Genomic DNA, 25,033 nt, shown 5'->3' with positions numbered 1-25,033 from the left:
CGTCGGCTGGGTGGAGCCGCTGACCGCTGATCTCTTCGCGCCGCAATGCCCGTCGGCCGACACGCCGTTCCGGATCGGGGACAAGTGGGGCGGCATGGTCGTCTTCTGCCTCGAAGACGGGCCGCGCCGCTTCTCCGAGCTGCGCGTGCCGCTCCGGAACGTCAGCCCGAAGGTGCTCACCGAGACGCTGCGGTCCCTGGAGCGCGACGGGATGATCACCCGCAAGACCTACGACGAGAACCCGCCGCGCGTCGAGTACGCGCTGACGGACTTGGGCCGGACCCTGTTCGAGCCCATGGAGCGCTGCCGCGAGTGGGCGGAGAAGTACCTGCCGAGCCTGCGAGAAGCCCGGCAGGCCTACGACCGGGCGGACTAGCCGAGGAGGCCCATCAGCGCGATCGTGATCAGCACGACGGCGGTCGCGAGGGCGTTGATCCAGGCGCGCTGGGTGGCGGTCAGGGCGGCGGTGGCGGGGGTGCTGTTCATGGCGTTTTCCCTACGAGCGGGCCGATGCTTCCGCGGGTTCAGCGCGTTGACCATGCCGAGTGTTAGCAGCTGTGACGAAGCTCACCCGATCATGCCGCTGACCAGCGGAAACGGCACTCAGCCGTCCGAGTGACGGTGGCTGCGGACGGTGAACCAGAGCACCCCGCCGGCCGCGGCCACCATCGTCGCGAATGCCACTGTGCCCACTACGATCGCCTGCGTCATATCTGCCTCTCGGTGCGAAGTCCTTTACCGAGAGACGCTGAACGCGGGCTTTCGTGCACTCAGAGTAGCCGGGATCACAGTCCGTCGAGGGTCTCGTTGATCTGCTTGGCCAGCGCGAAGTCCTTCTTCGTCAGGCCACCGGCCGAATGCGTGCTGAGGTGGAAGGTCAGCGTGCGCCAGCGGATGTCGATGTCCGGGTGGTGGTCGGCGGCCTCGGCCAGTACCGCGACGCGGTCCACCACCTCGATCGCCTTCGGGAAGCTCGGCAGCTCCACCTCGCGCCGGATGACCTTGCCCGTGCGGACCCAGCCGTGGAGCAGGGCCCGGTCGGCCTCGTCGTCGCTCAAGATTTCCGTCATGGCTCCATCGTCCAACGTCCTGGACTAAGGTGCACGGTTGCCACGGGAGTCCGGTGAGCCGGGCTGAGAGGCGGGGTGACCCGCGACCGTTAGCACCTGATCCCGGATCATGCCGGCGAAGGGAGGGCTTTCCCTCCTCGTCCGGCGAAGTGCAGGAGGGTAGATGAAACGCAGTGCTGTTCGCGCCGCGACGGCCATCGCCGTCGTCAGCGTCGTCACAGCGGCGTGTTCGCTGTCGGACGGGTCCGGTGACGCGAAGCAGACGCCCACCGTCACCCTGGTGACGCACGACTCCTTCCTGGCGCCGCAGGAGGTGCTCGACGCCTTCCAGCAGCAGTCGGGCATCAAGATCTCCGTGCTCAAGCAGGGCGACGCCGGTTCGCTGACCAACAAGCTCGTGCTCACCAAGGCGAACCCGGTCGGCGACGTCGCGTACGGCGTCGACTCGACCTTCGCCTCGCGCGCGCTCGCCGAGGGCGTCTTCGAGCCCTACACCAGCCCGGAGGCCGACCGCGGGCCGCAGCGCTACGCCGTCGACCCGGAGCACCGGCTCTCGGCGGTCGACGTCGGCGACGTCTGCGTCAACGTCGACACGAACTACTTCACGGCCAAGGGGATCCCGGCGCCGGAGTCGTACGACGACCTGGCCGACCCGAAGTACAAGGACCTGCTGGTCGCCGAGGACCCGGCGACGGCGTCGCCCGGGCTCGCGTTCCTGCTCGGCACCGTCGCGAAGTACGGCGAGGCCGGCTGGAAGGACTACTGGACCAAGCTGAAGGCCAACGGCCTCAAGGTGGTCAGCGGCTGGGAAGAGGCCTACACGAAGGAGTTCTCGGGCTCGTCTGGCAAGGGGCCGCGGCCGATCGTCGTCTCGTACGCGTCGTCGCCGGCCGCCGAGGTGGGCGACGACGGGAAACCGCGGACGAAGGCGCTGCTCGACACCTGTTACCGGCAGGTCGAGTACGCCGGGGTGCTGGCCGGCGGCAAGCAGGAGGAGAACGCGCGCAAGGTCGTCGACTTCCTGCTTTCGCAGCAGTTCCAGGCGACCGTGGCGGCCAACATGTACGTCTACCCGGCGCGCCAGGGCGTCGACCTGCCGGCGGGCTGGGCGCAGGTCGCGCCGTTGCCGCAGAAGCCGCAGGCGCTGACCGCGGACCAGGTGCAGGCCGGGCGTGAGAAGTGGATCGGCGAATGGCGCGCGCTCGTGCAGTGACATCCGGGCCTCCGCCCCGGGCCGGGGGCTCCGCCACCCGGAGCCCCCGGAAAGCAGTGGTCGTAGCGCCACCGCGGACCGCCCGCGGCATCGGCCTGGCGCTGCTCGGGCTGGCCCCGATCGGTTTCCTGGTGGTGTTCTTCGCCTGGCCGGTGCTGGCGATCGTCGGCCGCGGGTTCGCCGCGGGCGGGCTCGACGTCGTGCTGGGCGACCCGCAGACGTGGCGGCTGGCGGGCTTCACGGTGGCCACCGCGGCGGGCTCGACGGTCGTCGCGGTGCTGGCCGGGCTGCCGGTGGCGTTCCTGCTTTCCCGGGTGCGGCTGCCCGGCGTCGGCTTGGCGCGGACGCTGGTGCTCGTGCCGTTCGTGCTGCCGACCGTGGTGGTCGGGCTGGCGTTCCGGGCGCTGTGGCCGGACGGCGGGGTGCTGCCGATCGTGCTGGCCAACGCGTTCTTCAACGTCGCCGTCGTCGCGCGGACCGTCGCCGGGCTCTGGGCGCGGCTGGACTCGCGGACGTCCGACGCCGCGCGGGCGCTCGGCGCGTCACCGTGGCGGGCGTTCCGGTCGGTGACGCTGCCCGCGCTGGCGCCCGCGATCGCGTCCGCCGCGGCTGTCGTTTTCCTGTTCTGCGCCACCAGTTTCGGTGTCGTGCTGATCCTCGGCGGTGCGCGGTACCGGACCCTGGAAACCGAAATCTACCTCCGGACGGTCGACCTGCTCGACCTCTCCGGAGCGTCGGCGCTTTCGCTGATCCAGTTCGCGGCGGTCGTCGCGGCGCTGGTCGTCGGCGGGCTGGCGCGGCGGCGCAAGGAAGGCGCCAAGATCGGTTCCGGCGCTGCGCGACGCCCGCGCGGTGGTGAGTGGTGGGTCGTCGGCGCGGCGGGCGTCGTGCTGGCCCTGCTGCTGACGCCGATCGTCGCGCTGCTCGCCGAGTCGGTGTCCACTTCGGACGGCTGGAGCCTCGCGGGGTACCGCGCGCTCGCGGGCACCGGCGAGAAGGGCGCGCTGCAGGTGTCCGGCTGGGACGCCGCGCTGAACTCGCTGAAGGTGGCGATCGACGCGACGCTGCTGGCGCTGGTCGTCGGCGTGCTCGCGTCGGTGGTGCTGGTGGCGCTGCGCCGGTCGCCGGCGCGGGCCGCGCGCGGGCTCGGCGAGACGCTCGACGCCGCGCTGATGCTGCCGCTCGGGGTGTCCGCGGTGACCGTCGGGTTCGGGTACCTCGTGACGCTCGACGCGCTGCCCGGCGACCTGCGGACGTCGCCCTACCTGGTGCCGCTCGCGCAGGCGCTGGTGATCATCCCGCTGATCGTGCGGATGGTGCTGCCGGTGCTGCGCTCGGTCGACGTCCGGCTGCGGCAGGCCGCGTCGACGCTCGGCGCGAGCCCGCTGCGGGTGTGGCGGGAGATCGACCTGCCGCTGACGCTGCGGCCGCTGGTCGCGGCGGCGGGGTTCGGGTTCGTCGTGGCGCTCGGCGAGTTCGGCGCGACGAGCTTCCTGGCGCGGCCGACGTCGCCGACGCTGCCGGTCGCGATCGCGTCGCTGATGGGGCGCCCGGGGGAGCTGAACAACCAGATGGCGTACGCCGCGTGCGCGTTGCTGATGCTCGTGACGGTGCTGGCGGTCGCGCTGATCGACCGGCTCGGGGCCGCGCGCGGCCGGGTGGGAGAGTTCTGATGGCGTTGTCGGTGCGGGACCTGACTGTCCATTATGGATCGTTCGTCGCGGTGCGCGACGCCCGGCTGGACATCGCCGACGGCGAGGTACTGGCGCTGCTCGGCCCGTCCGGCTCGGGCAAGTCGACGCTGCTGCGCGCGATCACCGGGCTGGAGCCGTCGGCTCGCGGCACGGTCAGCTGGGACGGCGAGGACCTCGGCGCGGTGCCGGTGCACCGCCGCGGCTTCGGCTTGGTGTTCCAGGACGGCCAGCTGTTCGGCCACCGCGACGTCGCCGCGAACATCGCGTTCGGCCTGCGGATGCACGGCGTCCCGCGGGCCGCGTGGGCTGGGCGCGTCGCCGAGCTGCTGGAGCTGGTCGGGCTGTCCGGTTTCGAGCGGCGCCGGGTGACGGAGCTGTCGGGCGGCCAGGCGCAGCGGGTCGCGCTGGCCCGCGCGCTGGCGCCGGAGCCGCGGCTGCTGTTGCTGGACGAGCCACTGTCCGGTTTGGACGCCGGGTTGCGCGAGCAGCTGGCCATCGATTTGGCGGACCTGTTGCGGCGCAGCAAGATCACGGCGTTGCTGGTGACGCACGACCAGGAGGAGGCGTTCACCCTGGCCGACCGGGTCGCGGTGCTCGACGCCGGCGAGGTGCGCCAAGAGGGCGCGGTCCGCCGCGTGTGGCGCAACCCGCTGGACGACGACGTGGCCCGTTTCCTGGGGGTGACGTCGTTCGTCGAGGGAGTTGCGACGGGTGGCGTGGTCCGGACTCCGCTGGGAGATGTGGCGGTGCCGGACGTCGACGACGGCCCGGTGCGGCTGGGGCTGCGCCCGCACGCGCTGCGGGTGGCCGGCTCGGGTGTGCCGGGCGAGGTCGTGGCGGCGGTCCACCGCCGCGAGCACGTGCGGCTGGTGGTCCGGCTGGCGGAGTCCACTGTGGACGCGGTCGCCCCGGCGGCGACGGACTTCCGGGCGGGGGACGAGGTCCGGCTGGAGCTGGACCCGGACGGTGTGGCGCTGGTCGGCTTGTCGTGAGTGTTCAGGGCGGTTAGAACCGCCCTAAACACTCACGACGGGTCAGCCGTCGCGGGTCGAGAGTCGCGCGTAAGCCAGCGACAGCCCGATCACGATGTAGCAGCCCGCGCGCAACGCGCCTTCGCCCAGCATCTGCGTGCCCATCGGGTCCTGCAGCACCTCCGCCGGGGCCAGCGACCAGTTCTGCGTCAGCAGGAACGGGTGCAGCCAGTCCAGCGACGTCAAGAACCCCAGGATCGTGAACACGATGTCCGCCGCCAGTACGGATGCCACCACCAGCATCGGGTGTTCCGTCCAGCTGGAGATCGCCAGCGCCACTGCGCCGACCGCCCACAGCTGCAGCACGACCCAGCCCGCCACCAGCAGGATCCGGGCCAGTGCGCCGCCCACCGACAACGTGGTTCCCGACAGCGTGAACAGCGAGTCCGTGCCGTTGATGATCAGGCCGGTCACCACGCCCGTGAAACACATCGCCAGCACCGAAACCACCGACACCGTCGCGACGCCGAACGCCTTGACCGCCAGCAGCCGGCCGCGGCCGACCGGAGCGATCAGCCAGCCGCGCAGGGTTCCGTGGGACGTCTCGCCCGCGATCGCGTCCGCGCCCGCCATGGCCGAGGCCAGCGGCAGGAGCAGGGTCAGCGTCATCACGATCGCCGCGATCGGCAGCACGAAGGCGTTGTTGACGGCGGACGCCAGCAGTGCGCCGCCGCCGTCGTCCGGGCCGCCGCCCGACTGCGTGTCTTCGCTCACCAGCGTCAGGCCGATGCCGATCACCACCGGGATCAGCGCCAGCAGGCCCAGCACGGCGAGCGTGCGCGGCCGCCGGAAGATCCAGCGCAGCTCCGCGGCCAGCAGCCGGGGCAGCGGCACCGAGTCGTGGCCCGTGCGGACCGCCGGTGCCTCGAGAACCGCGGTCATTCCGCCCCCTCCGTCAGTCGCGCGAACAGGTCTTCCAGGCCGGTGCGCGCCCGCGTCGCCTCGTGGACCGCGACCCCCGCGCCCACCAGGACCTGCAGCACCCTCGGTGCCTCGGTGGCCGTGAGGTCGGCGCGGATCCCGTCCGGCGTCAGCCGCGCGCCGATCCGGTTCTCCCGCAGCACTTCCACGGCCTGCTCGGCGTCCGGCGTGCGGACCAGCAAGGCCGCGTTCCCGGACTCCAGCAGCTCCGCCAGCTCGCCCTGTGCGACGACGTTCCCGGCCTGCAGCACGGCGACGTGGGTGCAGGTCGCCTCCACCTCGGCCAGCAGGTGCGACGACACCAGCACGGTGACGCCCTCGGCGTGCAGCTCGGCCACGATCCTGCGGATCTCCCTGGTACCAGCAGGGTCGAGGCCGTTGGTCGGCTCGTCGAGCACGACCATCTTCCGCGGCACGAGCAACGCCGAAGCGAGGCCGAGCCGTTGCTTCATGCCGAGCGAGTAGCCCTTGTACCGCCGTCGCGCGGCGACGCTCAGCCCGACGCGTTCGATCGCGGAGTCGACCGCGAACGGGATCCCGGACGACGCCAGCCGCGGTTCGGCCGCGGCGAAGCGCAGCAGGTTGTCGCGGCCGGAGAGGAACGGGTGGAAGCCCGGCCCCTCGACCAGCGCGCCGACGTCCGGCAGCGCGTGCGCGGCGGCGTCGGGCATCTTGCGGCCGAGCAGCTCGACCTCGCCCTCGGTCGGGCGCACCAGGCCCAGCAGCATCCGGATGGTGGTCGTCTTGCCCGAGCCGTTCGGCCCGAGCATCCCGACGACCGCGCCTTCGGGGATGTCGAGGTCGACGTGGTCCACCGCGACCGTGCCGCGGTAGACCTTGCGCAGCCCCCTGGTGCGCGCGGCCAGGGGAACCGCCGGGGCGGACGTCTCCGTGGAGACGTCCGCCCCGGACTCGACAGTCGTACTGGTCACTTCTGACCCAGCGCTTCGTACAGGACCTGCTCCGGCACCGCACCGGCGGCGAACCGGCCGTCGTCGGTCAGGATCGCGCTGCCCACCTTCGTGGTGATGAGGTGGCCGCTGCCCCAGGTGCCGCTGACCTTCTTGGTGAACCGGTCGAGCAGGGCCTGCGGGTCGGCGTTGCGGCCCTGACGGTCACCCTGCTGCTTCGGCGCCGCGTTCAGCGCGTCGGCCGGGATCGTGCCGGTGATGACGGTGTCCCAGCCGTCGCCGACGACCTTGGTGGCCTGCTTCGCCTGCTCGGCGAGGTCCTTGTCCTTCTGGTCGACGGTCGGCGTCTTCTCCTGCACCTTGGCGCCCTTCGGCGGGGTGAAGGTGAAGAGGTCGGCCGGCTGCTGGGTGAACTCGATCTGGCTGAACGCGACCTCGAGCGCCGGCGACGTCGTCCCGTTGCTCAGCACCGAAACCCGCAGCGGCATCCGCGTCTGCGAGTCGACGGCCACGCGGATCTCACGCAGCAACGTGCGCTCGCTCGGCTTCGGCGTCAGGACCAGCTCGTAGGCCGGGCGGTCGGCGACGGTCGCGGTGCCGTCGACCGACACCGTGCTGCTCTCGCGGACCTTCGCCAGCAGCTCGGTGGCGGTCGCGACCGGGTCGGCCGTCTTCTCGCTGCCCGCGCCCTTCTGCTTGGCCACGTCCGCCGGGATGGTCACCTTGGTCGCGGTGTTGGTCTTGGAGCTGTAGTCCCAGACGGTCGTCCCGTCGTGGACCACGGTCTCCTGGCCGGTGCCCTGGGTGACGGCGAGCCGGCTCTTGCCCGCGCCGTCGGTGAAGATGTGCGCCGAGTCGATGTTCAGCGCGGACGCCCCCGGGATCGCGCTCCCCACCGCCGGCAGGCCGAGGTCGTTGCTGACCTTCAGCGTGCCGTCGAACGCGCCCGGCTTCGCCTGCATGACCGACTGCACCAGGTCTTCGGCGCTCACCTGCGGCAGTGCCGGCTTGTCGTCGGCGCTGGCCGGCATCGCGATGACCGCGAGCCCGCCGACGCCGAGAGCGGTGCCCACGACCGCCGCGGTGATGCCCTTCGTCTTCGTCTTCATGCGTCTCTCCCTGTGTTCCCGAGCTCAAGTGTGCTCGGCTCCCGGCACCGACGCTTCCCTCTCGAGGCTGAGATACCCCTGAAGGTTCTCCCTCCGCGGCTGAGATCGTGCTGAGAGATCCCGCGGGACCTGCGCAAACCCGCCATGATGAGACTCGTGAAACCTCGGGTGCTGGTGGTCGACGACGAGCTGGGCGTGCGGAAAGCACTGCAACGCGGGCTGCGCGCGGAGGGGATGGACGTGGTCACCGCCGCGGACGGCCCCAGCGGGCTGCAGCTGGCGAGCACCGGCTCGTTCGACGTCGTGCTGCTCGACATCATGCTGCCCGGCTTGTCCGGTTACCGCGTGCTGGAGCGGCTGCGCAAGGACGGCGTCACGACGCCGGTGCTGCTCGTGTCGGCCAAGGACGGCGAGGTCGACCAGGCCGACGGCCTGGACCTGGGCGCCGACGGTTACCTCGTCAAGCCGTTCTCCTTCGTGGTGCTGGTGGCGCAGGTCCGCGCGACGCTGCGCCGCGCCGGGCCGGACGCCAGCCGCGGCACGCTGCGGCTCGGCGCGCTGGAGGTCGACCGCGGGCTGCGTCAGGTGCACTGGAACGGCGAGGAGGTCGGGCTCAGCCCCCGCGAGTTCGCGCTGCTCGAGGTGCTCGTCGGCCGCGCGGGCACGGTTGTCACCAAGGACGAGCTGCTGCGCGCGGTCTGGGGTGAGGAGCAGGCCGTGACGCGCAACCTCGTCGAGGTGTACGTCGGGTACGTGCGGCGCAAGCTCGACGCCGTCGGCGCGGGCGCGCTGCTGCGGACCGTGCGCGGGCACGGGTACCTGGCTTCCGACGCGCAGATCGACGAGGTCATCACCCCGTGATGACCTGGTGGCGCGGGCGGTCCCTGCAGGCCCGGATCACCGTGCTGGCCGCGACGATCACCCTGGGCTGCCTGCTCGGGCTGGCCGCGCTGGCCGCGGCCAAGCTCTCGCCGTTGCTCATCGACTCGGTCGACCGCGAGCTGACGGGCGCGCTCGCCCCGGCCAGTGCCGAGGTGAGCGCCGGGCGCGCGCTGCCGACCACCGCCCCGGTGACGGTCCGGGTGCTCGACATCTCGGGCACACCGGTCGACGGCGGCGCGCCGAGCGGGCTCAGCGGTGCCGACGTCGGGCTGCTCAAGGCCGGGCAGCCGGTCCAGCAGGACGGCGCCCGTTACCTCGGCGCGGTCGTCAGCACGCCGGACGGGACACAACGGCTGGTCGTCGCGGGTGCGGGCCTGGTCGGGTTCTCCGCCGCGGTGCACTACGGCGGGGTGTGGCTGGTGGTCGTCGCGTCGGTCGGCGCGCTGGTCGCGGGCCTGGCGACGTGGCTGGTGGTGCGCCTGGCGCTGCGTCCGGTGGCGCGGATGCGCGGCACGGTGCGGGCGCTGCCGCCGGGCGCGCGGCTGCCGTTGCCGGACTCGCACGACGAGCTGCGCGCGCTGGCGGAGGAGTTCAACGCGCTGCTGGAGCGCCAGGAGCAGGCGAGCGAACGGCTGCGGCGCTTCACCGGCGACGCGGCGCACGAGCTGCGGTCGCCGGTCGCGTCGATCCGGGTCCAGGCCGAGGTCGCCGTCACCAACCCCGATCCGGAGCTGTCCCAGGAGACGCTGGGCGACATCCTCACGGAGGCCGAACGGCTCTCGTCGCTGTTGGACGGCCTGCTGTCGCTGGCCCGCTCGGACGCGGGGGAGGTGCCGCCCGCGGAGCCGGTCGAGCTGGTCAGCGAGGTCCGCGCGGCGGTCGGCCGGCTTCCGGCGGGCGCGCCGGAGACGCGGGTGAGCAACGCGGTCGCGCAGGCCTGGGCGTGGGCAGCGCACGGCGAGATCGAGCTGGTGCTGGACAACCTGCTGCGCAACGCGTGCCGCTACGCGCGCGGGGAGATCGTGGTGTCGGTGCTGGCGTCACGCTCGTCGGTGCGGGTCGTGGTCGACGACGACGGCCCGGGCATCGCACCGGAGCACCGCGAGAAGGTCTTCGACCGGTTTTATCGGGTGTCGGACGACCGGGCCCGCATCACCGGCGGCATGGGCCTGGGGCTGGCGATGGTCGCGGAGACGGTCCGCCGTCGTGGCGGGCGAGTCCAGGTGGGCGAGTCCCCGGACGGGGGCGCGCGGTTCCAGGTCACCTGGCGTGCGGCGCCGGTCTCGTGAGTGGTAATTCGGGTTAGAACCCTCATTGCCACTCACGACCGATGCGCGCGGCTGGCAGGAGGGCGCGCCTCGGGGGGACGGCTTGCGTTCTCGGAGGGGCGGTCAGCGTGCCCAGACGGTCGGCTCGCGTGCCTAGACGGTCGGCTCGCGTGCCTGGACGGTCGGCTGACGTGTTTGGAGGGTCGACTCGCGTGTCTGGAGGGGCGACACGTGCCTAGCCGGCCTGTTCGCGTGCCTGGAGGGGCGACACGCTCGGCTCGTGTCTGGGCTTCCGGGTAGATTCCGGGGCTGTGAACGGTGTGATCGTGGGTGCCGCCCTGGTGCGCGACGGGAAGTTGCTGGCCCAGCAGCGGGCCTGGCCGCCCGGGCACGCGGGGCAGTGGGAGCTGCCCGGCGGGCGCGTCGAAGACGGTGAGTCCGACGCCTTCGCCCTGGCTCGCGAGTGCAGCGAGGAGCTGGACGTCGTGATCGAGGTCGGGGAGCGGGTCGGGCAGGAGATTCCGCTGCCCGGGGACAAGGTCCTGCGGATCTACGCGGCTTCGCTGGTCTCGCCGGGCGACGAACCGCGCGCGGTCGAACACCTGGCCGTGCAGTGGCTCGGCCCGGACGACCTCGACGACGTCGACTGGCTGCCCGCCGACCGCATCCTGCTCCCGGCCTTCCGCCGGCTGCTGACCTAAAGCCGTGAAGGACTCCTTACCGGCCGTAAGAGCCGGGAAGGAGTCCTTCACGGCTCTTCAACTCGCGCCGATCATCCGCAACGCCGCCGAGAGGCGGTGCGAGCCGCGCTCGGCGGCCCTCGCCGCGCCCGCCTTGCGGACGCGGTCCAGCTCCGCGACGTCGCCGAGCAGCGTCGACGCGCGTTCGCGGATGGGCCGCAGCTGCTCGATCACCGCGTCGGCGACGGCGTCCTTGACCTGGCCGTACGACGAGAACTCCTCGGCCAGGTCCGCCGGTGAACCGCCCTGGCAGGCCGCGAGGATCTCCAGCAGGTTCGCCATGCCCGGCCGGGTGTCCGGCGCGTGCACCGGCACCGAACCGCCGTCGGTGACCGCGCGGCGGATCTTGCGGCGGATCTGGTCGGGCTCGTCCAGCACGAACACCACGCCGGCGACGTCATGGGTCGACTTCGACATCTTGCGCGTCGGGTCGGTGAGGTCCTTCACCCGCGCCCCGGCGGGCGGGAGCACGGCCTCGGGCACGGTGAACACGTCGCCGTAGGTGCCGTTGAACCGCTTGGCCAGCGTCCGGGCCAGCTCGACGTGCTGGCGCTGGTCCTCGCCGACCGGCACCTCGTTCGCGCCCTGCAGCAGGATGTCGGCGGCCATCAGCACCGGATAGGTGAGCAGCGACAGCCGCACCCCGGCCTGGCCCTTGGACTTCTCCTTGAACTGGATCATCCGGGCCGCCTCGCCGTAGTTGCAGGTGCACTCCAGGACCCAGGTCAGCGCGCCCAGGTCGCGGGCGAGGTCGGACTGGACGAACACCCGCTCGGGGTCGATGCCGGCGGCGATGAGGACGGCGAGCTGCTCACCCGCCAGGGATCGGAGTTTGGCGGGGTTGTGCGACGTCGTCATGCCGTGCAGGTCGGCGACGAAGTAGAGGTCGTCGGCGCCGCCCTCGGCGGCCCAGCGGCGGACGGCCCCGAGGTGGTTGCCGAGGTGGACGTGACCGGACGGGGTGATCCCGGACAGCTTGCTCATCGTGGGTCCTTTTCGACGGGGACCACCCCGGCGAAGGCACGAAAAAGGCCGCCCGTCCGGGGCGGCCGCTGCTGGTTTCAGCGCAGGGTCAGAGGGCCGCCGATGGCGGCCACCACTGGGACGTCTGCGCGTGCATGCGGTGACTATATCCGAGCGGGTCTACCGTTGTAACCATGTTCGTCGTCGTGCTGACCTACACCGCCCCGATCGAAGAAGTCGACCTGGCGCTGCCGGATCACGTGGCGTGGCTGGAGGCGCAGTACGACCGCGGGCTCTTCCTCGCGTCCGGGGCGCGGAAGCCGCGCGTCGGCGGCGTGATCATCACGCGCCCGATGTCCCAGGGGAAGCTGGACGCGATCCTGGCGAGCGACCCGTTCGCGGTGCGGAAGCTCGCGAAGTACGAGGTCATCCCGTTCTCGCCGACGAAGACCGCGCCGGAGCTGCGGGACCTCAACGAAGCGATCAACCGTTAGGCCGCCAGGTCGAGCTTCGCCTTCTTGAGCGCGAGCACCGGGCACTTCTTGCACCGCGGCTTGGACCGGCAGCACTTCTTCTTGACCTTGCCGGCTTTCATCAGCTTGCGCACGACCTTGCGGGGGTCGTCCGGCGGCTTCTTGCCCACGCCTGCGCTCCTCGGATCGATGTCGCTGTCCGGCCCTCCAGATTAGGAGAGCCTAACCGATCTTGGGGCGTGGGGCTCCTCACAATGGGGGTGCAGGTATCCTTGGTGAGGTCCGCGTGTGACCAGAGCCGGTCACAGGATGCCTGACGGGCTTACGCGGCCACCCACACCTTTGAAGTTCAGGAGTCTTCGCGTGCCCGCAGCCAGCGCTACCGTCGAAACCGGCCGGCCGACCGGTAAGACCCGGCCCGACCTGCGCAACGTCGCGATCGTCGCCCACGTCGACCACGGCAAGACCACTCTGGTCGACGCCATGCTCCGGCAGTCGGGCGCTTTCGCCGAGCGCGCCGAGCTCGTCGACCGCGTGATGGACTCCGGTGAGCTCGAGCGCGAAAAGGGCATCACCATCCTGGCGAAGAACACCTCGATCCACCGCGAGACGCCCGAGGGCTCGGTGACGATCAACGTCATCGACACCCCCGGCCACGCGGACTTCGGCGGTGAGGTCGAGCGCGGCCTGGCGATGGTCGACGGCGTCGTCCTGCTGGTCGACGCCAGCGAGGGCCCGCTCCCGCAGACCCGCTTCGTGCTCCGCAAGACCCTCGAGGCCAAGCTGCCGGTGATCCTGCTGGTCAACAAGGTCGACCGGCCGGACGCGCGGATCGCCGAGGTCGTCGAAGAGACCCACGACCTGCTGCTGGACCTGGCCGGCGACATCGAGGACGCCGACCTCGACGCCATCCTCGACCTCCCGGTCGTCTACGCCTCCGCGCGCGCCGGCAAGGCGAGCCTCGCGCAGCCCGAAGACGGCGGCATGCCCGACAGCGAGAACCTCGACCCGCTGTTCGACACCCTGCTCCGCCACGTCCCGCCGCCCGCGGCGGACCTGGACGCGCCGCTGCAGGCCCTGGTCACGAACCTCGACGCGTCGAACTTCCTCGGCCGCATCGCGCTCATCCGCATCCACGCCGGCCGGCTCCGCAAGGGCCAGACCGTGGCCTGGATGCGCGAAGACGGCACCGTGCAGAACGTCCGGATCTCCGAGCTGCTCGTCACCGAGGCGCTCACCCGCGTCCCGGCGACCGAGGCCAGCGCGGGCGAGCTGGTCGCCATCGCCGGCATCCCCGAGATCACCATCGGCGACACCCTGGCCGACTCCGAGACGCCGGTGGCGCTGCCCCGGATCACCGTCGACGAGCCCGCCATCTCGATGACCATCGGCGTCAACACCTCGCCGCTGGCCGGGCGCAACGGCGGCGACAAGGTCACCGCGCGGCTGGTCAAGGCCCGCCTCGACGTCGAGCTGATCGGCAACGTCTCGATCCGCGTGCTGCCGACCGAGCGCCCCGACACCTGGGAGGTCCAGGGCCGTGGCGAGCTGGCGCTGGCCATCCTGGTCGAGCAGATGCGGCGTGAGGGCTTCGAGCTGACCGTCGGCAAGCCGCAGGTGGTCCTGCGCACGATCGACGGCAAGCTGCACGAGCCGTTCGAGCGCCTCTACATCGACTCGCCGGAAGAGCACCTCGGCTCGATCACGCAGCTCCTGGCGTCCCGCAAGGGCCGCATGGAGGACATGAGCGGCAACGGCACCGGCCGGATCAAGCTGGTCTACGTGCTCCCGTCGCGCGGCCTGATCAGCTTCCGCACCGACTTCCTCACCGAGACCCGCGGCACCGGCATCGCGAACCACGTGTTCGAGGGCTACTTCCCGTGGGCGGGCGAGATCCGCACCCGGCACAGCGGCTCCCTGGTCGCCGACCGGACCGGCCCCGTCACCGCGTACGCGATGATCCAGCTGGCCGACCGCGGCTCGTTCTTCGTGGAGCCGGGCGCCGACGTCTACGAGGGCATGGTCGTGGGCGAGAACCCGCGCTTCGAGGACCTCGACATCAACATCACCAAGGAGAAGAAGCTGACGAACATGCGTCAGTCCTCCGCCGACGTGATGGAGACGCTGGCCCGGCCGCGCAAGATGGGTCTGGAAGAGGCCCTGGAGTTCTGCTCGGTCGACGAGTGCGTCGAGGTGGCCCCGGAGGTCGTCCGCGTCCGCAAGGTCACGCTGGACATCAACACCCGGGCCAAGGAGCGCTCGCGCGCCAAGAGCCGCGACAACGTCTGATCCGATACGCGAAAAGGGCCTCCCGGCGAGTTGCCGGGAGGCCCTTTTCTCGTGCGCCGGTGACCCTGTGTCCGAAACACCCCGGCCCAGCGTCACCGAATTCGAGTATCTTCTCCTTATATCTTTATAGGCGTCCCGCCTGGTGTTCACCTCCGCCCGGCGCCGTCTCGTGTCCGGGCCGTGTTCGTTCCGCCGTTCCGGAACGGTCCGGGAACCCGGACGGTGGTCCGCGCGTCCTTTTCCATAGCGCCACGATGGGGCGCCGGACCCGGCCGATCCGGGTATGGGAATCTCGGTTCCGGCGGCGGTGGTGGTCATGGGAACATGGCTGACCCGATCGGGGAGAATCCGGAAGGACTGGGCGTGCGGGTGAATCGCAAGGCGGGGCCGGTACTGGCACTCGCGGCCGTGGTGCTCGCCGCTTGCTCGAACACCCCGCCACCGCCGGTCGTGTCGTCGTCGGTGGCGCCGGCCTCGACCACCGGCAAGACCCCGTCGCAGATCGTCGTCGGCGTCGACGACGTGCTCGGCGGGTACAACCCGCACAACCTCGCGGACTCCTCGCAGGTGACCTCGGCGCTCTCGCAGCTGCTGCTGCCCTCGGTGTTCCGCCAGAAGGACGACGGCGCCACCCTGCTCGACAAGAACCTCATGAAGTCCGCCGCGGTGCTCTCGCAGCAGCCGTTCGTCGTCGCCTACGACATCCGGCCGGACGCGTCCTGGTCCGACGGCGCGCCCATCGCCGCCGAGGACTTCGACTACCTGCGCACCCAGATGCGCGACCAGCCCGGCGTGATCGGCCCGGCCGGCTACCGGCAGATCACCGACCTGCAGTCCCGCGAGGGCGGCAAGCGCGTCGAGGTCACCTTCGCCAAGCCGTACCCCGGCTGGCAGACGCTGTTCTCGGACCTCCTGCCCGCCCACCTGCTCAAGGACGCCCCCGACGGCTGGCGCGGGGCCCTGGCCACGAACTTCCCGGCCATCGCCGGCCCGTTCTCGATCAAGAGCCTCGACACCGCCCGCGGCGAGGTGATCCTCGAGCGCAACGAGCGCTACTGGGAGAAGCCCGCGGCGATCGACCGGATCGTGCTGCGCCGCTCGGACCAGAACACCCTGCTGGCCGCGCTGCGCAGCGGCAACGACCAGTTCGCGCTGGCCCGGACCACCGGCGACGAGCTCAAGCTGCTCGGCGAGCTCGGCTCGGCGGTCCAGCTGCACACCGTGGCCCGGCCGCTCGTCGCCGACGTGCTGCTGCGGCCGGTCAGCGCCACGCTGCAGGACGCGCAGGTGCGGGCCGGGGTCGCCGCCCTGCTGGACCGCACGAAGCTGATCACGGAGGGCGTCAACGGCGGCCCGTCGGCGGCGCTGCACGCCGACGCCCAGGTGAAGGCGCCGTCGGTGGCCGGGTACACCGCGACGATCCCGCCCGGCCCGCCGACCGCGCCCGACGTCGCGAAGGCCGAGGAGTCGCTGAAGGCGGCCGGCTACACCAAGACCGCGGGCACCTGGCGCAAGAACGGCAAGGCGCTTTCGCTGGTCATCGCCTCGCCCGGCACCCAGGAGCCGTACGCGTCGATCGCCAAGGAGCTCACCAGCGAGCTGGCCGCGCAGGGCATCGAGGTCAACGCGATCACGCCGCAGCCGCGGGACCTGTTCAGCGGCCTGCTCGCGATGCCGGTCGTCGGCGGGGTCCAGCAGCCGGCCGGTGACTCGGCGGGCAACGTCGGTGTCGACATCGCGGTCGTGCCGCAGGCGGTCGGCGGCGACACGGCGTCGGTCCTCGCGTCGACCTTCGGTTGCCGGCCCGAGCAGACGGCGACGGGGGCGGACACCACGAAACCGGTCGTTCCGGGCAATTCGGCGGGCTTCTGCGACGCGGCGCTGCAGCCGTCGATCGACGCCGCGCTGTCGGGCGCCACGCCGATCGCCGAGGCCCTGACCACCCTTGAGCCTGAACTTTGGCGTCAGAACGTGGTGATTCCGCTGTTCCAGATGGCTGACACCCTGGCGATCGGTTCGGGCATCTCGGGCGTCACACCGGGTCCCCCCATGGTGGGCCCGTTCGGGTCGGCCGTGAACTGGACTCGCGGCCCGAAGTAATCAGTCGGCTACGCATTCAGTACTACCGAGTGATCTTTACCGACGCCTTCGGGTGGGGGGCATTGATTCCATGAGGTAACCGTCGTATTTCTGGATGTCCACTGGAAGTCACCCTTTGGTCACGATCGACCCTGAACTGGTGACTGTCGGTGCTTTTCCTTTCTAGCGTGCACCCGCAGTGCGCCAGTTGAGTGTCGCTTGGCGTGTCGTAGGCTCCGGCCCAAACCGGAGCGGTGTGGGTCCTTGTCACAATTCAAGGGCTCAGTGCTAGGAGGGCACACTTCATGAGGAGAACCAAAGCAGTCTCCGCCTTGTCGCTCGTCGCAGGCGCCACGCTGCTGCTGAGCGCCTGCAGCGGTGGTGATTCGGGCTCGGGTAGCACCGACACGAACGGGTCGTCGACCGACGTCAAGGCGATGGCTGTCGGCAAGGCCGAGACCGGTGACTCGTTCAAGCTCGCGGACGTCAAGGGCTGGGACGGCACGGTCACGGTCGGGATCGACGACGGCTATTCGGGGTACAACAACAACACCCCGGACACGAACAGCTCGTACAACACGTACATCTTGACCGCCGTCATCGAAGACTCCTTCGTCCTCGACGGCAACAACAAGGTGCTGCTCAACAAGGACATCCTCGACTCGGCCGACGTGACGACCAAGGACCCCCAGGTCGTCACGTACAAGATCAAGCCGAACCTCAAGTGGTCCGACGGCGAGGCCTACAACTGCAAGGACTTCTACCTGGCGTGGCTCGCGCAGAGCGGCCAGGCGAAGGGCGCGGACGGCAAGAACCCGTTCAACGCCGCCTCGACCACCGGCTACGACAAGATCAAGACCGCCACCTGCAAGGACGACCTGACCCTCGAGACGGACTACAGCGAGCCGTACCTCGACTACAAGGGCCTGTTCAGCGGCGTTGCGGTGCTGCCGGCGCACATCCTCGAGAAGGGGACCGGCATCCCGGACATCTCCAAGCTGGCGCCGACCGGCGACCCGGCCCTGGTGACCAAGGCCGGCGACTTCTGGACGAACAAGTGGAAGGGCTTCGACAAGGCGCTCATGCCGGCGTCCGGCCCTTACATGATCGACGCGTTCGACGCCAACCAGAAGGCCGTCACGCTCGTCAAGAACCCGAACTGGGCGGGCGGCAAGGGCGGCCCGAGCAAGATCATCGTCCGGGCCATGGAAGACACCAAGGCCATGGCGACCGCGCTGCAGAACGGTGAGATCGACGTCGCGGCGTCGACCCAGCCGGACGCCACCGCGGCCCAGACGATGAAGGGTCTCTCGGCCCAGGGTGTCACCTACGGTTCGGCTCCCCAGCTGACCTACGAGCACCTCGACCTGCAGTTCAACCGCATGTTCAAGGACGACGCGCTCCGCAAGGCGTTCTTCGAGTCGGTCGACCGCAAGGCGATCACGGACAAGCTGCTCAAGGAAGTCCAGGCCGACGCGGCCCCGCTGAACTCGATCGTGTTCTTCCAGGGTGAAGAGGGCTACACCGACCTGTACGGCAGCAAGGCCGGTCTGGGCGCCGAGGCGGCGGCGAAGACGCTGACCGACGCGGGCTGGGTCAAGGGCGGCGACGGCATCTTCGCCAAGGGCGGCGTGCGCGCTTCGTTCAAGATCACGCACAACCAGAACGCGCGCCGCAGCCAGACCGTCGAGATCATCATCTCGCAGGCCAAGGCGGCCGGTATCGAGGTCAAGGACGAGACCGACGCCAACTTCCTCAAGGGTGGCCGCGTCTCGACCGGTGACTACGACATCGCCCTCTTCGGCTGGTCGTCGGCTCCGTTCAAGTCGCAGTCGCGGTCGATCTACGTCTGCCCGACCAACGGTGGCGACCAGAACTACCAGAACCTCTGCGACCCGAAGATCGACGACGCGTTCAAGACCGCGGTGAGTGCCACGGACGAGACCGTCAAGACGCAGAGCTACCAGGCCGCGGACAAGGCGATCGCGGACAAGTACGCGACCATGCCGCTGTTCCAGACGCCGTCCATGTGGGCGTTCAAGGGCATCGACCGCGTGTACATGCAGTCGTACAACGGTGTCCTGTGGAACGCCGGCGAGTGGGAGAAGAAGTAACGGGGCTCGCCCTGACGCTTCTTTCCCCTCGCTCCAGATGACCTGGGAGGTACCGGGGCCCGGCCACGAGCCGGGCCCCGGTACCCACCGGAAGTAGCTGTTGACCGTAGGGTTACCACCACTACGGTAGACAACCGGGTAGCGGTCCAGCGCACTTCTGACGACCAGGCCCGGATGAGGAGCAGTTCGTTGAACCTGGTGATCTACATCCTTCGCCGTCTGGCGATATCGATTCCCGTCCTGCTGGTCGGGACCTTCTTGTCGTTCGTGATGGTTGCCGCCACCGGTGACCCGCTGGGCGAGATCCGCAACAACCCGCTGATGAGCAAGGACGCGATCGACGCGCTCTCCCACAAGCTGGGGCTGGACCAGGGCGTCATCCCGCGCTACTTCACCTGGCTCGGGCACTTCCTGACCGGCGACTGGGGCACCTCGATCGCGCAGGGCAACGCCCTCGCGCCGGTCGCGCCCAAGGTCACGGCCGCGTTCGCCGTCACGCTCAAGCTGGTCGTCGGAGCCGAGATCCTCGCGCTGATCATCGGCATCATCGTCGGTGTGCTGGCCGCGGTGAAGCAGTACTCGATCATCGACTACATCGCGACCACCCTGGCCTTCCTGCTCTTCTCGATGCCGATCTTCTGCGTCGCAATCGTGCTGAAGCGCTACGCGATCGAGATCAACGGCTGGGTGCGGGACCTGGGCCTGTCCGACGTCCTCGGCAATCCATGGCTGCGCACGATCAGCCCGGAGCAGCTGAAGACCGACGGCGTCGGGGACTTCATAACCAGTACGGTCGGCGCGTACCTGCTGCCGACCCTCTCGATCATGGCGATCAGCTTCGCCGCGTACAGCCGCTTCCAGCGGGCTTCGATGCTCGAGGTCATGAGCTCGGACTACGTGCGCACCGCGCGCGCCAAGGGCCTGGCCAACGGCCGGGTCATCTTCCGGCACGCGTTCCGCAACGCCCTGATCCCCGTGACCACGCTGTTCTCGGTGAACTTCGGCTCGGTGCTCGCCGGGGCGATCATCACCGAGACGGTGTTCAACTGGCACGGCATGGGCACGCTGCTGGTGGAAGCCGTCACGAAAAACGACACCCAGGTGCTGATGGGCTGGCTCGTGGTCATCGCCTCCAGCGTGGTCGTCGCCAACCTGATCGCCGACCTGATGTACGGCATCCTGGACCCGAGGATTCGCGTTGGCTGACTTGAACTCACTTCTCGCGAGCGAAACCGCGACGGCCGACGGCACGCTGCCGCCGGAGGCCCTGCCCGAGCCGCGGAGCCAGGGCAGACTGGTCCTGCGCAAGTTCCTGCACCACAAGCTGGCGATGGCCTCGACCGCGGTGCTGGTCCTGATCATCGTGCTCAGCATCCTGATGCCGATCTTCTGGCCGCACAGCTACGAGGACAGCTCCTTCCCGTCCTTCGCGAAGCCGAACGGGGACTTCCCGCTGGGCACCACGCAGGTCGGCAAGGACATGGTGTCGCAGATCCTGCGCGGCACCCAGTTCTCGCTGCTGATCGCGCTCACGGTGTCGATCCTGTCGACCTTCGTCGGCGTCGTCCTCGGTGCACTGGCCGGCTACCTGCGCAGCTTCACCGACTCGGCGATCTCGCGCGTGACGGACCTGTTCCTGATCATCCCGCAGATCGCCGCGGCGGCCATTCTCGCCAAGGTGTTCGGCGGCGGTGCCTGGTACATCGTGGCGCTGGTGCTGGCGGCCTTCGGCTGGATGCAGATCGCCCGGATCACCCGGGCCGAGGCGATGTCCCTGGCCCAGCGCGAGTTCGTGGACGCGGCTCGCGCGTCGGGCGCCGGCACGTTCCGGATCATCTTCAAGCACCTGGTGCCGAACATGGTCGGCAGCATCACGGTCAACGCGACCCTCGCGGTGGCGCAGGCCGTGCTGGCGGAAGCCGCGCTGTCGTTCATCGGCCTCGGTGTCCAGCTGCCGGACACCTCGCTCGGCCGCGTCATCCTGGAGAACTACGCCCAGCTGCAAACGCGGCCGGCGCTGTTCTTCGGGCCGTTCATCGTGCTCGTGCTGATCTCACTGACGATCAACTTCATCGGTGACGGTCTTCGCGACGCCTTCGACCCGCGACAGCGGAGAATGAAGGCCTGAACGCACACCGCGGGGGTGACCGGATTCCGGTCACCCCCGCGGTCGTTTCGGCGCAGTCCGGCAGGTTCCTCTGCTTCGTCATGGGCGCCAACACGGGATCAGCACGTGCGCACAGCGCGCGTCGATCGGCATCCTGTGGCCCCGCAGCCGCGTCGGCTGACCCCACAGGCCCGGAAACACCGAAGGCCGCCACCCGAGCCGGGTGGCGGCCTTCAGCTTGTCTCGGAGAGCGTCAGTCGGCGACCGGTGCCAGCCGGCCCGCTTCCCAGGCCGCGCGGCGCTCGGCCTGCAGCACCGGGTCGGCGACCGGGGCCGCCGACAGCAGGCGCCGGGTGTACTCCTGCTGCGGCGAGTGCAGCACCTGGTCACGGGTGCCGACCTCGACCAGCTTGCCGTACTGCATCACCGCGACGCGGTCGGCCAGCAGGTCGACCACCGCCAAGTCGTGGCTGATGAACAGGCACGCGAACTGCAGCGACTGCTGCAGGTCGAGGAACAGGTCCAGCACGCGGGCCTGCACCGACACGTCCAGCGCCGACGTCGGCTCGTCGGCGATCAGCAGCGCCGGGTCGAGCGACAGCGCCCGGGCGATCGCGACGCGCTGGCGCTGGCCGCCCGAGAGCTCGTGCGGGTAGCGGTTCATGTAGTGCCCGCCCAGCTCGACCTTGTCGAGCAGCGAGCGCACGCGGGCCGAGAGCTCCTTGCCGGCCAGCACCTTGTGCAGCACCATCGGCTCGGCGATCGACTCGCCGATCGTCATCTTCGGGTCCAGTGTGGACGCCGGGTCCTGGAACACGATCGAGAAGAACCGGCGCAGCGGGCGGATGTCCTTCGCGGACATCGTCGTGATGTCACGGCCCGCGATCGCGATGGTGCCCTGGGTGGCCCGGAGCAGGCCGACGGCGCAGCGGCCGACGGTCGACTTGCCCGAGCCGGACTCGCCGACCAGGCCGACGATCTCGCCCTTGGCGATGGTCAGCGAGACGTCGTCCACCGCGCGGTTCTTGCCCTGACCGCGGCGGCCCGGGTACTCGAGGACCAGGTTCTTGATCTCCAGGGCCGGCGCGGCCTCTTCGATCACGGCCTCCAGCTCGGCGTCGGCCAGCCGGATGTCCTCGGCGATCTTGGCCGCCTCGGTGCTGTCGGCGTCGATCCCGGTGTCGAGCAGGCGACGGCCCTCGGGGCGCTGGCCCAGGACCGGCACCGCGGCGAGCAGCCGGCGGGTGTAGTCCTCCTTGGGCGAGGCGAACAGGTCGCGCACCGGCGCCTCTTCGACGATCTCGCCCTGGTACATCACGATGACGCGGTCGGCCATGTCGGCGACGACGCCCATGTCGTGCGTGATCAGCACGATCGCGGTGTCGAGGGTGTCGCGCAGCTTGCGCAGCAGGCCGAGGATCTCCGCCTGCACGGTGACGTCGAGCGCGGTGGTCGGCTCGTCGGCGATGATGACCTGCGGGTCGCAGGCGATCGCCATGGCGATGACGACGCGCTGGCGCAGGCCGCCCGAGAGCTGGTGCGGGTACTGCTTGAACCGCTGCTCCGGGTTCGGGATGCCGACCATGTCGATCAGCTCGACCGCGCGCTTGTCGGCGGCGGCCTTCGAGATGTCCTGGTGCGACCGCAGGGCCTCGCGCAGCTGCCAGCCGACCGTGTAGACCGGGTTCAGCGCCGTCATCGGCTCCTGGAAGATCATCGCGACCTGGTTGCCGCGGATCTTCTGCATGTCCTTCTCTTTGAGGTCCGCCAGGTTGCGCTCACCCAGGCGGAGCTCGCCGGCGATGCGGCTGGTCTTGGGCAGCAGGCCCAGCACCGACATCGACGTGACGGACTTGCCGGACCCGGACTCACCGACGACGGCGACGATCTCGCCGGGCTTGACGTCGAACCCGATGCCCTTGACCGCGTCGACGACGCCGTCCTCGGTCGGGAACGAGACGCTCAGGTCGGAGATGGACAGAACGGATCCCGACACGTCGGCGACGTTCGCCGAAGTTGCTTCAGTGCTCACCAAGATGCCCTTCGTGGGGGTACAGACCATCGCGACGCGGCGGTCGCGACTCGCGCGAGGATAACCGAGGGTGTCCCCGACTTAGGTCGGAGCACGGGAATTACGCTCAACCCGTGATCTCTCCGGTACCGCGAAGACTGCTGCTCGTCCACGCCCATCCCGACGACGAGAGCATCACCACCGGCGCCACGATCGCACGATACGCCGCCGAGGGCGCCGAGGTGACCGTGGTGACCTGCACGCTGGGTGAGGAAGGCGAGATCGTCCGCGAGCTGCCGGAGCTGGCTGGGCTGGGCGCCTGGGCCGCCGACCAGCTTGGGGGTTACCGCGTCGCCGAGCTGAAGGCCGCGTGCGCCGCGCTGGGGGTGTCGCGACATCGTTACCTGGGCGGGATCGGCCGGTGGCGCGATTCGGGCATGGCGGGCACGCCGGCGGCGTCCCACCCGCGGGCGTTCACGGGCGGCACCATCGAGGAGCAGGCCGCGCAGCTGGCGGAAGTCCTCGACGAGGTCCGGCCGCAGGTCGTCGTCACCTACGACGCGTTCGGCGGTTACGGCCACCCCGACCACATCCGCGCCCACGAGATCACCATGGCCGCGGCGCCGCGGGCGGCGTCGGTCGCCCGGGTGTTCCACACGGTCGCGTCGCGTGACGACGTCCGCGCCGGCCTCGCCGAGCTGCGGGCCGCCGGGACGTCCCGCTTCCCGGTGCCGCCGGACGCCGAGCTGCCGGTGACGCCGGACGAGGAGATCACGACCGTCCTCGACGTCGCCGCGCACCTGCCGGCGAAGCTGGCGGCCCTGCGCGCGCACGCGACGCAGCTGACCCTCGTCGAGGGCGCGGTCCCGCACTTCGCGCTGACCAACGAGCTGGCGCAGCCGATCCCGGCGCGCGACTGCTTCGTGCTGGCCCACGGCCCGGCCGAGGGCGCGGCCGGCGACCTGTTCGGTGGACTGTGACCACGCCGGACCGGTTGACCGGGACCGAGATCGCGTTCCTCGTGCTGCTCGCCTTCGACGCTGTGCTGCTGGGCGTGCTGGAGCTGTTCTTCCTGCCGCTGCGGATCGGCGTCGTCCCACTCCCGGTGACGGTGCTGGTCGGCGCGGTGACGACGCCGTGGCTGGTATCGACCACCGCGAAGCTGGTGCGGCCGTCTCTTTCGTGGGTACCCCTCGTCGTGTGGGTGCTCGTCGTGTTCGGGTTCGGCATGCTGGGTCCGGGTGGTGACCTGGTGCTGATCCAGGACTGGCGAGCGCTGCTGCTGCTCGGTGCGAGCGCGCTGCCCGGCGCGATGGTGCTCGGCGGTGGGCTGGGCCGTGCGGCGGGAAGGAAACCGGGACGTGGCTGAGGCGATTTCCGACAAGCAGGTCGTGGCGGTGCTGCGGCCGTTCGTCCGGGCGTGCGGCCCGATGCTGGACGCGCTGCGCGAGTCCGACCCGTTCGGGCTGCAGGCGCGCGACCGGCGCGAGCACGATGATCTCGCCGAGGTCGAGTCCGGGCTCAAGGCGAAGCTGATCCACGGGCTGACGTCGGTGAAGGTCCCCGGCACGGCCGCGTGGGGCCGGATGACCGGCTACGACCGGTCGAGCTGGTGGATGAACCGCGTCGGCCGGTTCACCGCGCTGCTGACGTCGATCCCCGGCCTCGGCGGCGCGCTGGCCGACCGGCTGCCGGTGCAGGACACCCTCGGCGCGGCGTCGCAGGGGCTGCTGCTGTGCGCGATCGCGGGCGAGTACGGCGTCACCGACGTCGGCACCCGCGTGCGGCTGATCGCGTCGGTGCTGTTCGAGCGCGACATCGACCCGGATCTCGCGGCGGGCAAGCACGCGGAGCACGACGAAGCCGCGGAGGCGGAAGAAGCCGCGAGGCTGACCGAAGAGCTGACAGCGTCGGAGAAGAAGCACGGCAAGGCGACGGTCAAGGCCGCCGCGGGCACGCTCTGGCGCCTGGGCCGCGGCCTGATCAGCATCACGGGCGAGCTGGAGAAGCGGCCGCGGGGCAACCTCGTGCACCGCGCCTTGGGCATGCTCCCGGTCGTCGGCGCGGCCGGCGACTACCTCGGCGAGCGCTCCGGGCTGAAGGAGGTCTGGAAGCGGGCGCACACCTGGCTGACGGAGCAGGCGCCCGCCCGCTGACC

Annotated in this window: 23 protein-coding genes and 1 riboswitch; of the genes, 16 read left to right on the top strand and 7 right to left on the bottom strand. The window is 70.4% G+C overall.

Translation table 11 applies throughout. The features are described from left to right. Positions 1-10: 10 nt before the first annotated feature. Positions 11-376: a winged helix-turn-helix transcriptional regulator gene (locus OG439_RS31240; protein ID WP_326944318.1), complete on the top strand. Its 366-nt coding sequence runs from the start codon at positions 11-13 to the stop codon at positions 374-376. Positions 377-785: 409 nt separating this feature from the next. Here the strand turns inward: OG439_RS31240 and OG439_RS31235 are convergent, their stop codons facing one another. Then, positions 786-1,070: a 4a-hydroxytetrahydrobiopterin dehydratase gene (locus OG439_RS31235; RefSeq protein ID WP_326944317.1), complete on the bottom strand. Its 285-nt coding sequence runs from the start codon at positions 1,068-1,070 to the stop codon at positions 786-788. A 32-nt stretch (positions 1,071-1,102) separates the two neighbouring features. Beyond that, positions 1,103-1,212, top strand: a riboswitch (TPP riboswitch). A gap of 21 nt (positions 1,213-1,233) precedes the next feature. On the opposite strand from OG439_RS31235, the gene OG439_RS31230 reads away from it, so the two are divergent. From OG439_RS31230 to OG439_RS31220, 3 genes are all read left to right on the top strand, one after another. Next, entirely contained in the window at positions 1,234-2,283 is a 1,050-nt protein-coding gene (locus OG439_RS31230; RefSeq protein ID WP_326944316.1) for a thiamine ABC transporter substrate-binding protein, read from the top strand. 110 nt (positions 2,284-2,393) lie between these two features. Beyond that, positions 2,394-3,956 (top strand): ABC transporter permease, encoded by a 1,563-nt coding sequence (locus OG439_RS31225; RefSeq protein ID WP_326951660.1) that lies wholly within the window; start codon positions 2,394-2,396, stop codon positions 3,954-3,956. Further along, positions 3,956-4,969 (top strand): ABC transporter ATP-binding protein, encoded by a 1,014-nt coding sequence (locus OG439_RS31220; RefSeq protein WP_326944315.1) that lies wholly within the window; start codon positions 3,956-3,958, stop codon positions 4,967-4,969. Before OG439_RS31225 ends, OG439_RS31220 begins: the two co-directional genes overlap by 1 nt. A 42-nt stretch (positions 4,970-5,011) precedes the next feature. Here the strand turns inward: OG439_RS31220 and OG439_RS31215 are convergent, their stop codons facing one another. The 3 genes from OG439_RS31215 to OG439_RS31205 are packed head-to-tail and all read right to left on the bottom strand — an operon-like array spanning position 5,012 to position 7,949. Continuing rightward, a complete protein-coding gene (locus OG439_RS31215) occupies positions 5,012-5,890 on the bottom strand; it encodes an ABC transporter permease (RefSeq protein ID WP_326944314.1) in 879 nt (292 codons plus the stop codon). Beyond that, on the bottom strand, positions 5,887-6,861 hold the full coding sequence (locus tag OG439_RS31210) for an ABC transporter ATP-binding protein (RefSeq protein WP_326944313.1): 975 nt from the start codon (positions 6,859-6,861) through the stop codon (positions 5,887-5,889). The genes OG439_RS31215 and OG439_RS31210 overlap by 4 nt, the downstream gene beginning before the upstream one ends. Then, positions 6,858-7,949 (bottom strand): LolA family protein, encoded by a 1,092-nt coding sequence (locus tag OG439_RS31205; protein ID WP_247057569.1) that lies wholly within the window; start codon positions 7,947-7,949, stop codon positions 6,858-6,860. The genes OG439_RS31210 and OG439_RS31205 overlap by 4 nt, the downstream gene beginning before the upstream one ends. A gap of 144 nt (positions 7,950-8,093) precedes the next feature. Here OG439_RS31205 and OG439_RS31200 point away from each other — a divergent pair, with 144 nt between their 5' ends. The 3 genes from OG439_RS31200 (at position 8,094) to OG439_RS31190 (ending at position 10,800) form a co-directional block, all read left to right on the top strand. Further along, complete coding sequence (locus OG439_RS31200; protein ID WP_326944312.1) at positions 8,094-8,810, top strand: response regulator transcription factor; 717 nt, start codon at positions 8,094-8,096, stop codon at positions 8,808-8,810. Beyond that, on the top strand, positions 8,810-10,120 hold the full coding sequence (locus OG439_RS31195; RefSeq protein ID WP_326944311.1) for a sensor histidine kinase: 1,311 nt from the start codon (positions 8,810-8,812) through the stop codon (positions 10,118-10,120). The genes OG439_RS31200 and OG439_RS31195 overlap by 1 nt, the downstream gene beginning before the upstream one ends. Positions 10,121-10,410: 290 nt before the next feature. Further along, complete coding sequence (locus OG439_RS31190) at positions 10,411-10,800, top strand: (deoxy)nucleoside triphosphate pyrophosphohydrolase (protein ID WP_247057562.1); 390 nt, start codon at positions 10,411-10,413, stop codon at positions 10,798-10,800. A gap of 57 nt (positions 10,801-10,857) precedes the next feature. On the opposite strand, the gene trpS is transcribed toward OG439_RS31190, so the two are convergent. Next, positions 10,858-11,823 carry a tryptophan--tRNA ligase gene (gene trpS / locus OG439_RS31185; RefSeq protein ID WP_326944310.1) on the bottom strand — a complete coding sequence of 322 codons (966 nt, stop codon included), beginning with the start codon at positions 11,821-11,823 and terminating at the stop codon, positions 10,858-10,860. Positions 11,824-11,996: 173 nt separating this feature from the next. Between trpS and OG439_RS31180 the strand changes: the two genes are divergently transcribed. Then, positions 11,997-12,296: a YciI family protein gene (locus tag OG439_RS31180; RefSeq protein ID WP_247057558.1), complete on the top strand. Its 300-nt coding sequence runs from the start codon at positions 11,997-11,999 to the stop codon at positions 12,294-12,296. Here the strand turns inward: OG439_RS31180 and OG439_RS31175 are convergent. Then, positions 12,293-12,445: a hypothetical protein gene (locus OG439_RS31175; RefSeq protein WP_247057556.1), complete on the bottom strand. Its 153-nt coding sequence runs from the start codon at positions 12,443-12,445 to the stop codon at positions 12,293-12,295. The genes OG439_RS31180 and OG439_RS31175 overlap by 4 nt on opposite strands. A gap of 193 nt (positions 12,446-12,638) precedes the next feature. Between OG439_RS31175 and typA the strand changes: the two genes are divergently transcribed. From typA to OG439_RS31150, 5 genes are all read left to right on the top strand, one after another. Next, complete coding sequence (gene typA / locus OG439_RS31170) at positions 12,639-14,564, top strand: translational GTPase TypA (protein WP_326944309.1); 1,926 nt, start codon at positions 12,639-12,641, stop codon at positions 14,562-14,564. Between the two features lie 363 nt (positions 14,565-14,927). After that, positions 14,928-16,664 (top strand): ABC transporter family substrate-binding protein, encoded by a 1,737-nt coding sequence (locus OG439_RS31165; protein WP_326951659.1) that lies wholly within the window; start codon positions 14,928-14,930, stop codon positions 16,662-16,664. Between the two features lie 284 nt (positions 16,665-16,948). Then, complete coding sequence (locus OG439_RS31160; protein WP_326944308.1) at positions 16,949-18,757, top strand: ABC transporter family substrate-binding protein; 1,809 nt, start codon at positions 16,949-16,951, stop codon at positions 18,755-18,757. Positions 18,758-18,946: 189 nt separating this feature from the next. Further along, entirely contained in the window at positions 18,947-19,963 is a 1,017-nt protein-coding gene (locus OG439_RS31155) for an ABC transporter permease (protein ID WP_247057550.1), read from the top strand. Beyond that, positions 19,956-20,885 carry an ABC transporter permease gene (locus OG439_RS31150; protein WP_326944307.1) on the top strand — a complete coding sequence of 310 codons (930 nt, stop codon included), beginning with the start codon at positions 19,956-19,958 and terminating at the stop codon, positions 20,883-20,885. Before OG439_RS31155 ends, OG439_RS31150 begins: the two co-directional genes overlap by 8 nt. 232 nt (positions 20,886-21,117) lie before the next feature. Here OG439_RS31150 and OG439_RS31145 read toward each other — a convergent pair whose 3' ends face one another. After that, entirely contained in the window at positions 21,118-22,896 is a 1,779-nt protein-coding gene (locus OG439_RS31145) for an ABC transporter ATP-binding protein (protein WP_326944306.1), read from the bottom strand. 113 nt (positions 22,897-23,009) lie between these two features. Between OG439_RS31145 and mshB the strand changes: the two genes are divergently transcribed. From mshB to OG439_RS31130, 3 genes are read left to right on the top strand one after another with little or no spacing between them, the layout of a single operon-like run. Further along, entirely contained in the window at positions 23,010-23,855 is an 846-nt protein-coding gene (gene mshB, locus OG439_RS31140; RefSeq protein WP_326944305.1) for an N-acetyl-1-D-myo-inositol-2-amino-2-deoxy-alpha-D-glucopyranoside deacetylase, read from the top strand. Next, on the top strand, positions 23,852-24,244 hold the full coding sequence (locus tag OG439_RS31135; RefSeq protein ID WP_326944304.1) for a hypothetical protein: 393 nt from the start codon (positions 23,852-23,854) through the stop codon (positions 24,242-24,244). Before mshB ends, OG439_RS31135 begins: the two co-directional genes overlap by 4 nt. Next, positions 24,237-25,031 (top strand): hypothetical protein, encoded by a 795-nt coding sequence (locus OG439_RS31130; RefSeq protein ID WP_326944303.1) that lies wholly within the window; start codon positions 24,237-24,239, stop codon positions 25,029-25,031. Before OG439_RS31135 ends, OG439_RS31130 begins: the two co-directional genes overlap by 8 nt. Positions 25,032-25,033 lie beyond the last annotated feature (2 nt).

It is taken from the genome of Amycolatopsis sp. NBC_01307 (assembly GCF_035975215.1).
Lineage (GTDB): Bacteria > Actinomycetota > Actinomycetes > Mycobacteriales > Pseudonocardiaceae > Amycolatopsis.
The sequence above is the reverse complement of the archived record's forward strand: the minus strand, read 5'-3'. Positions and strand labels throughout refer to the sequence as shown.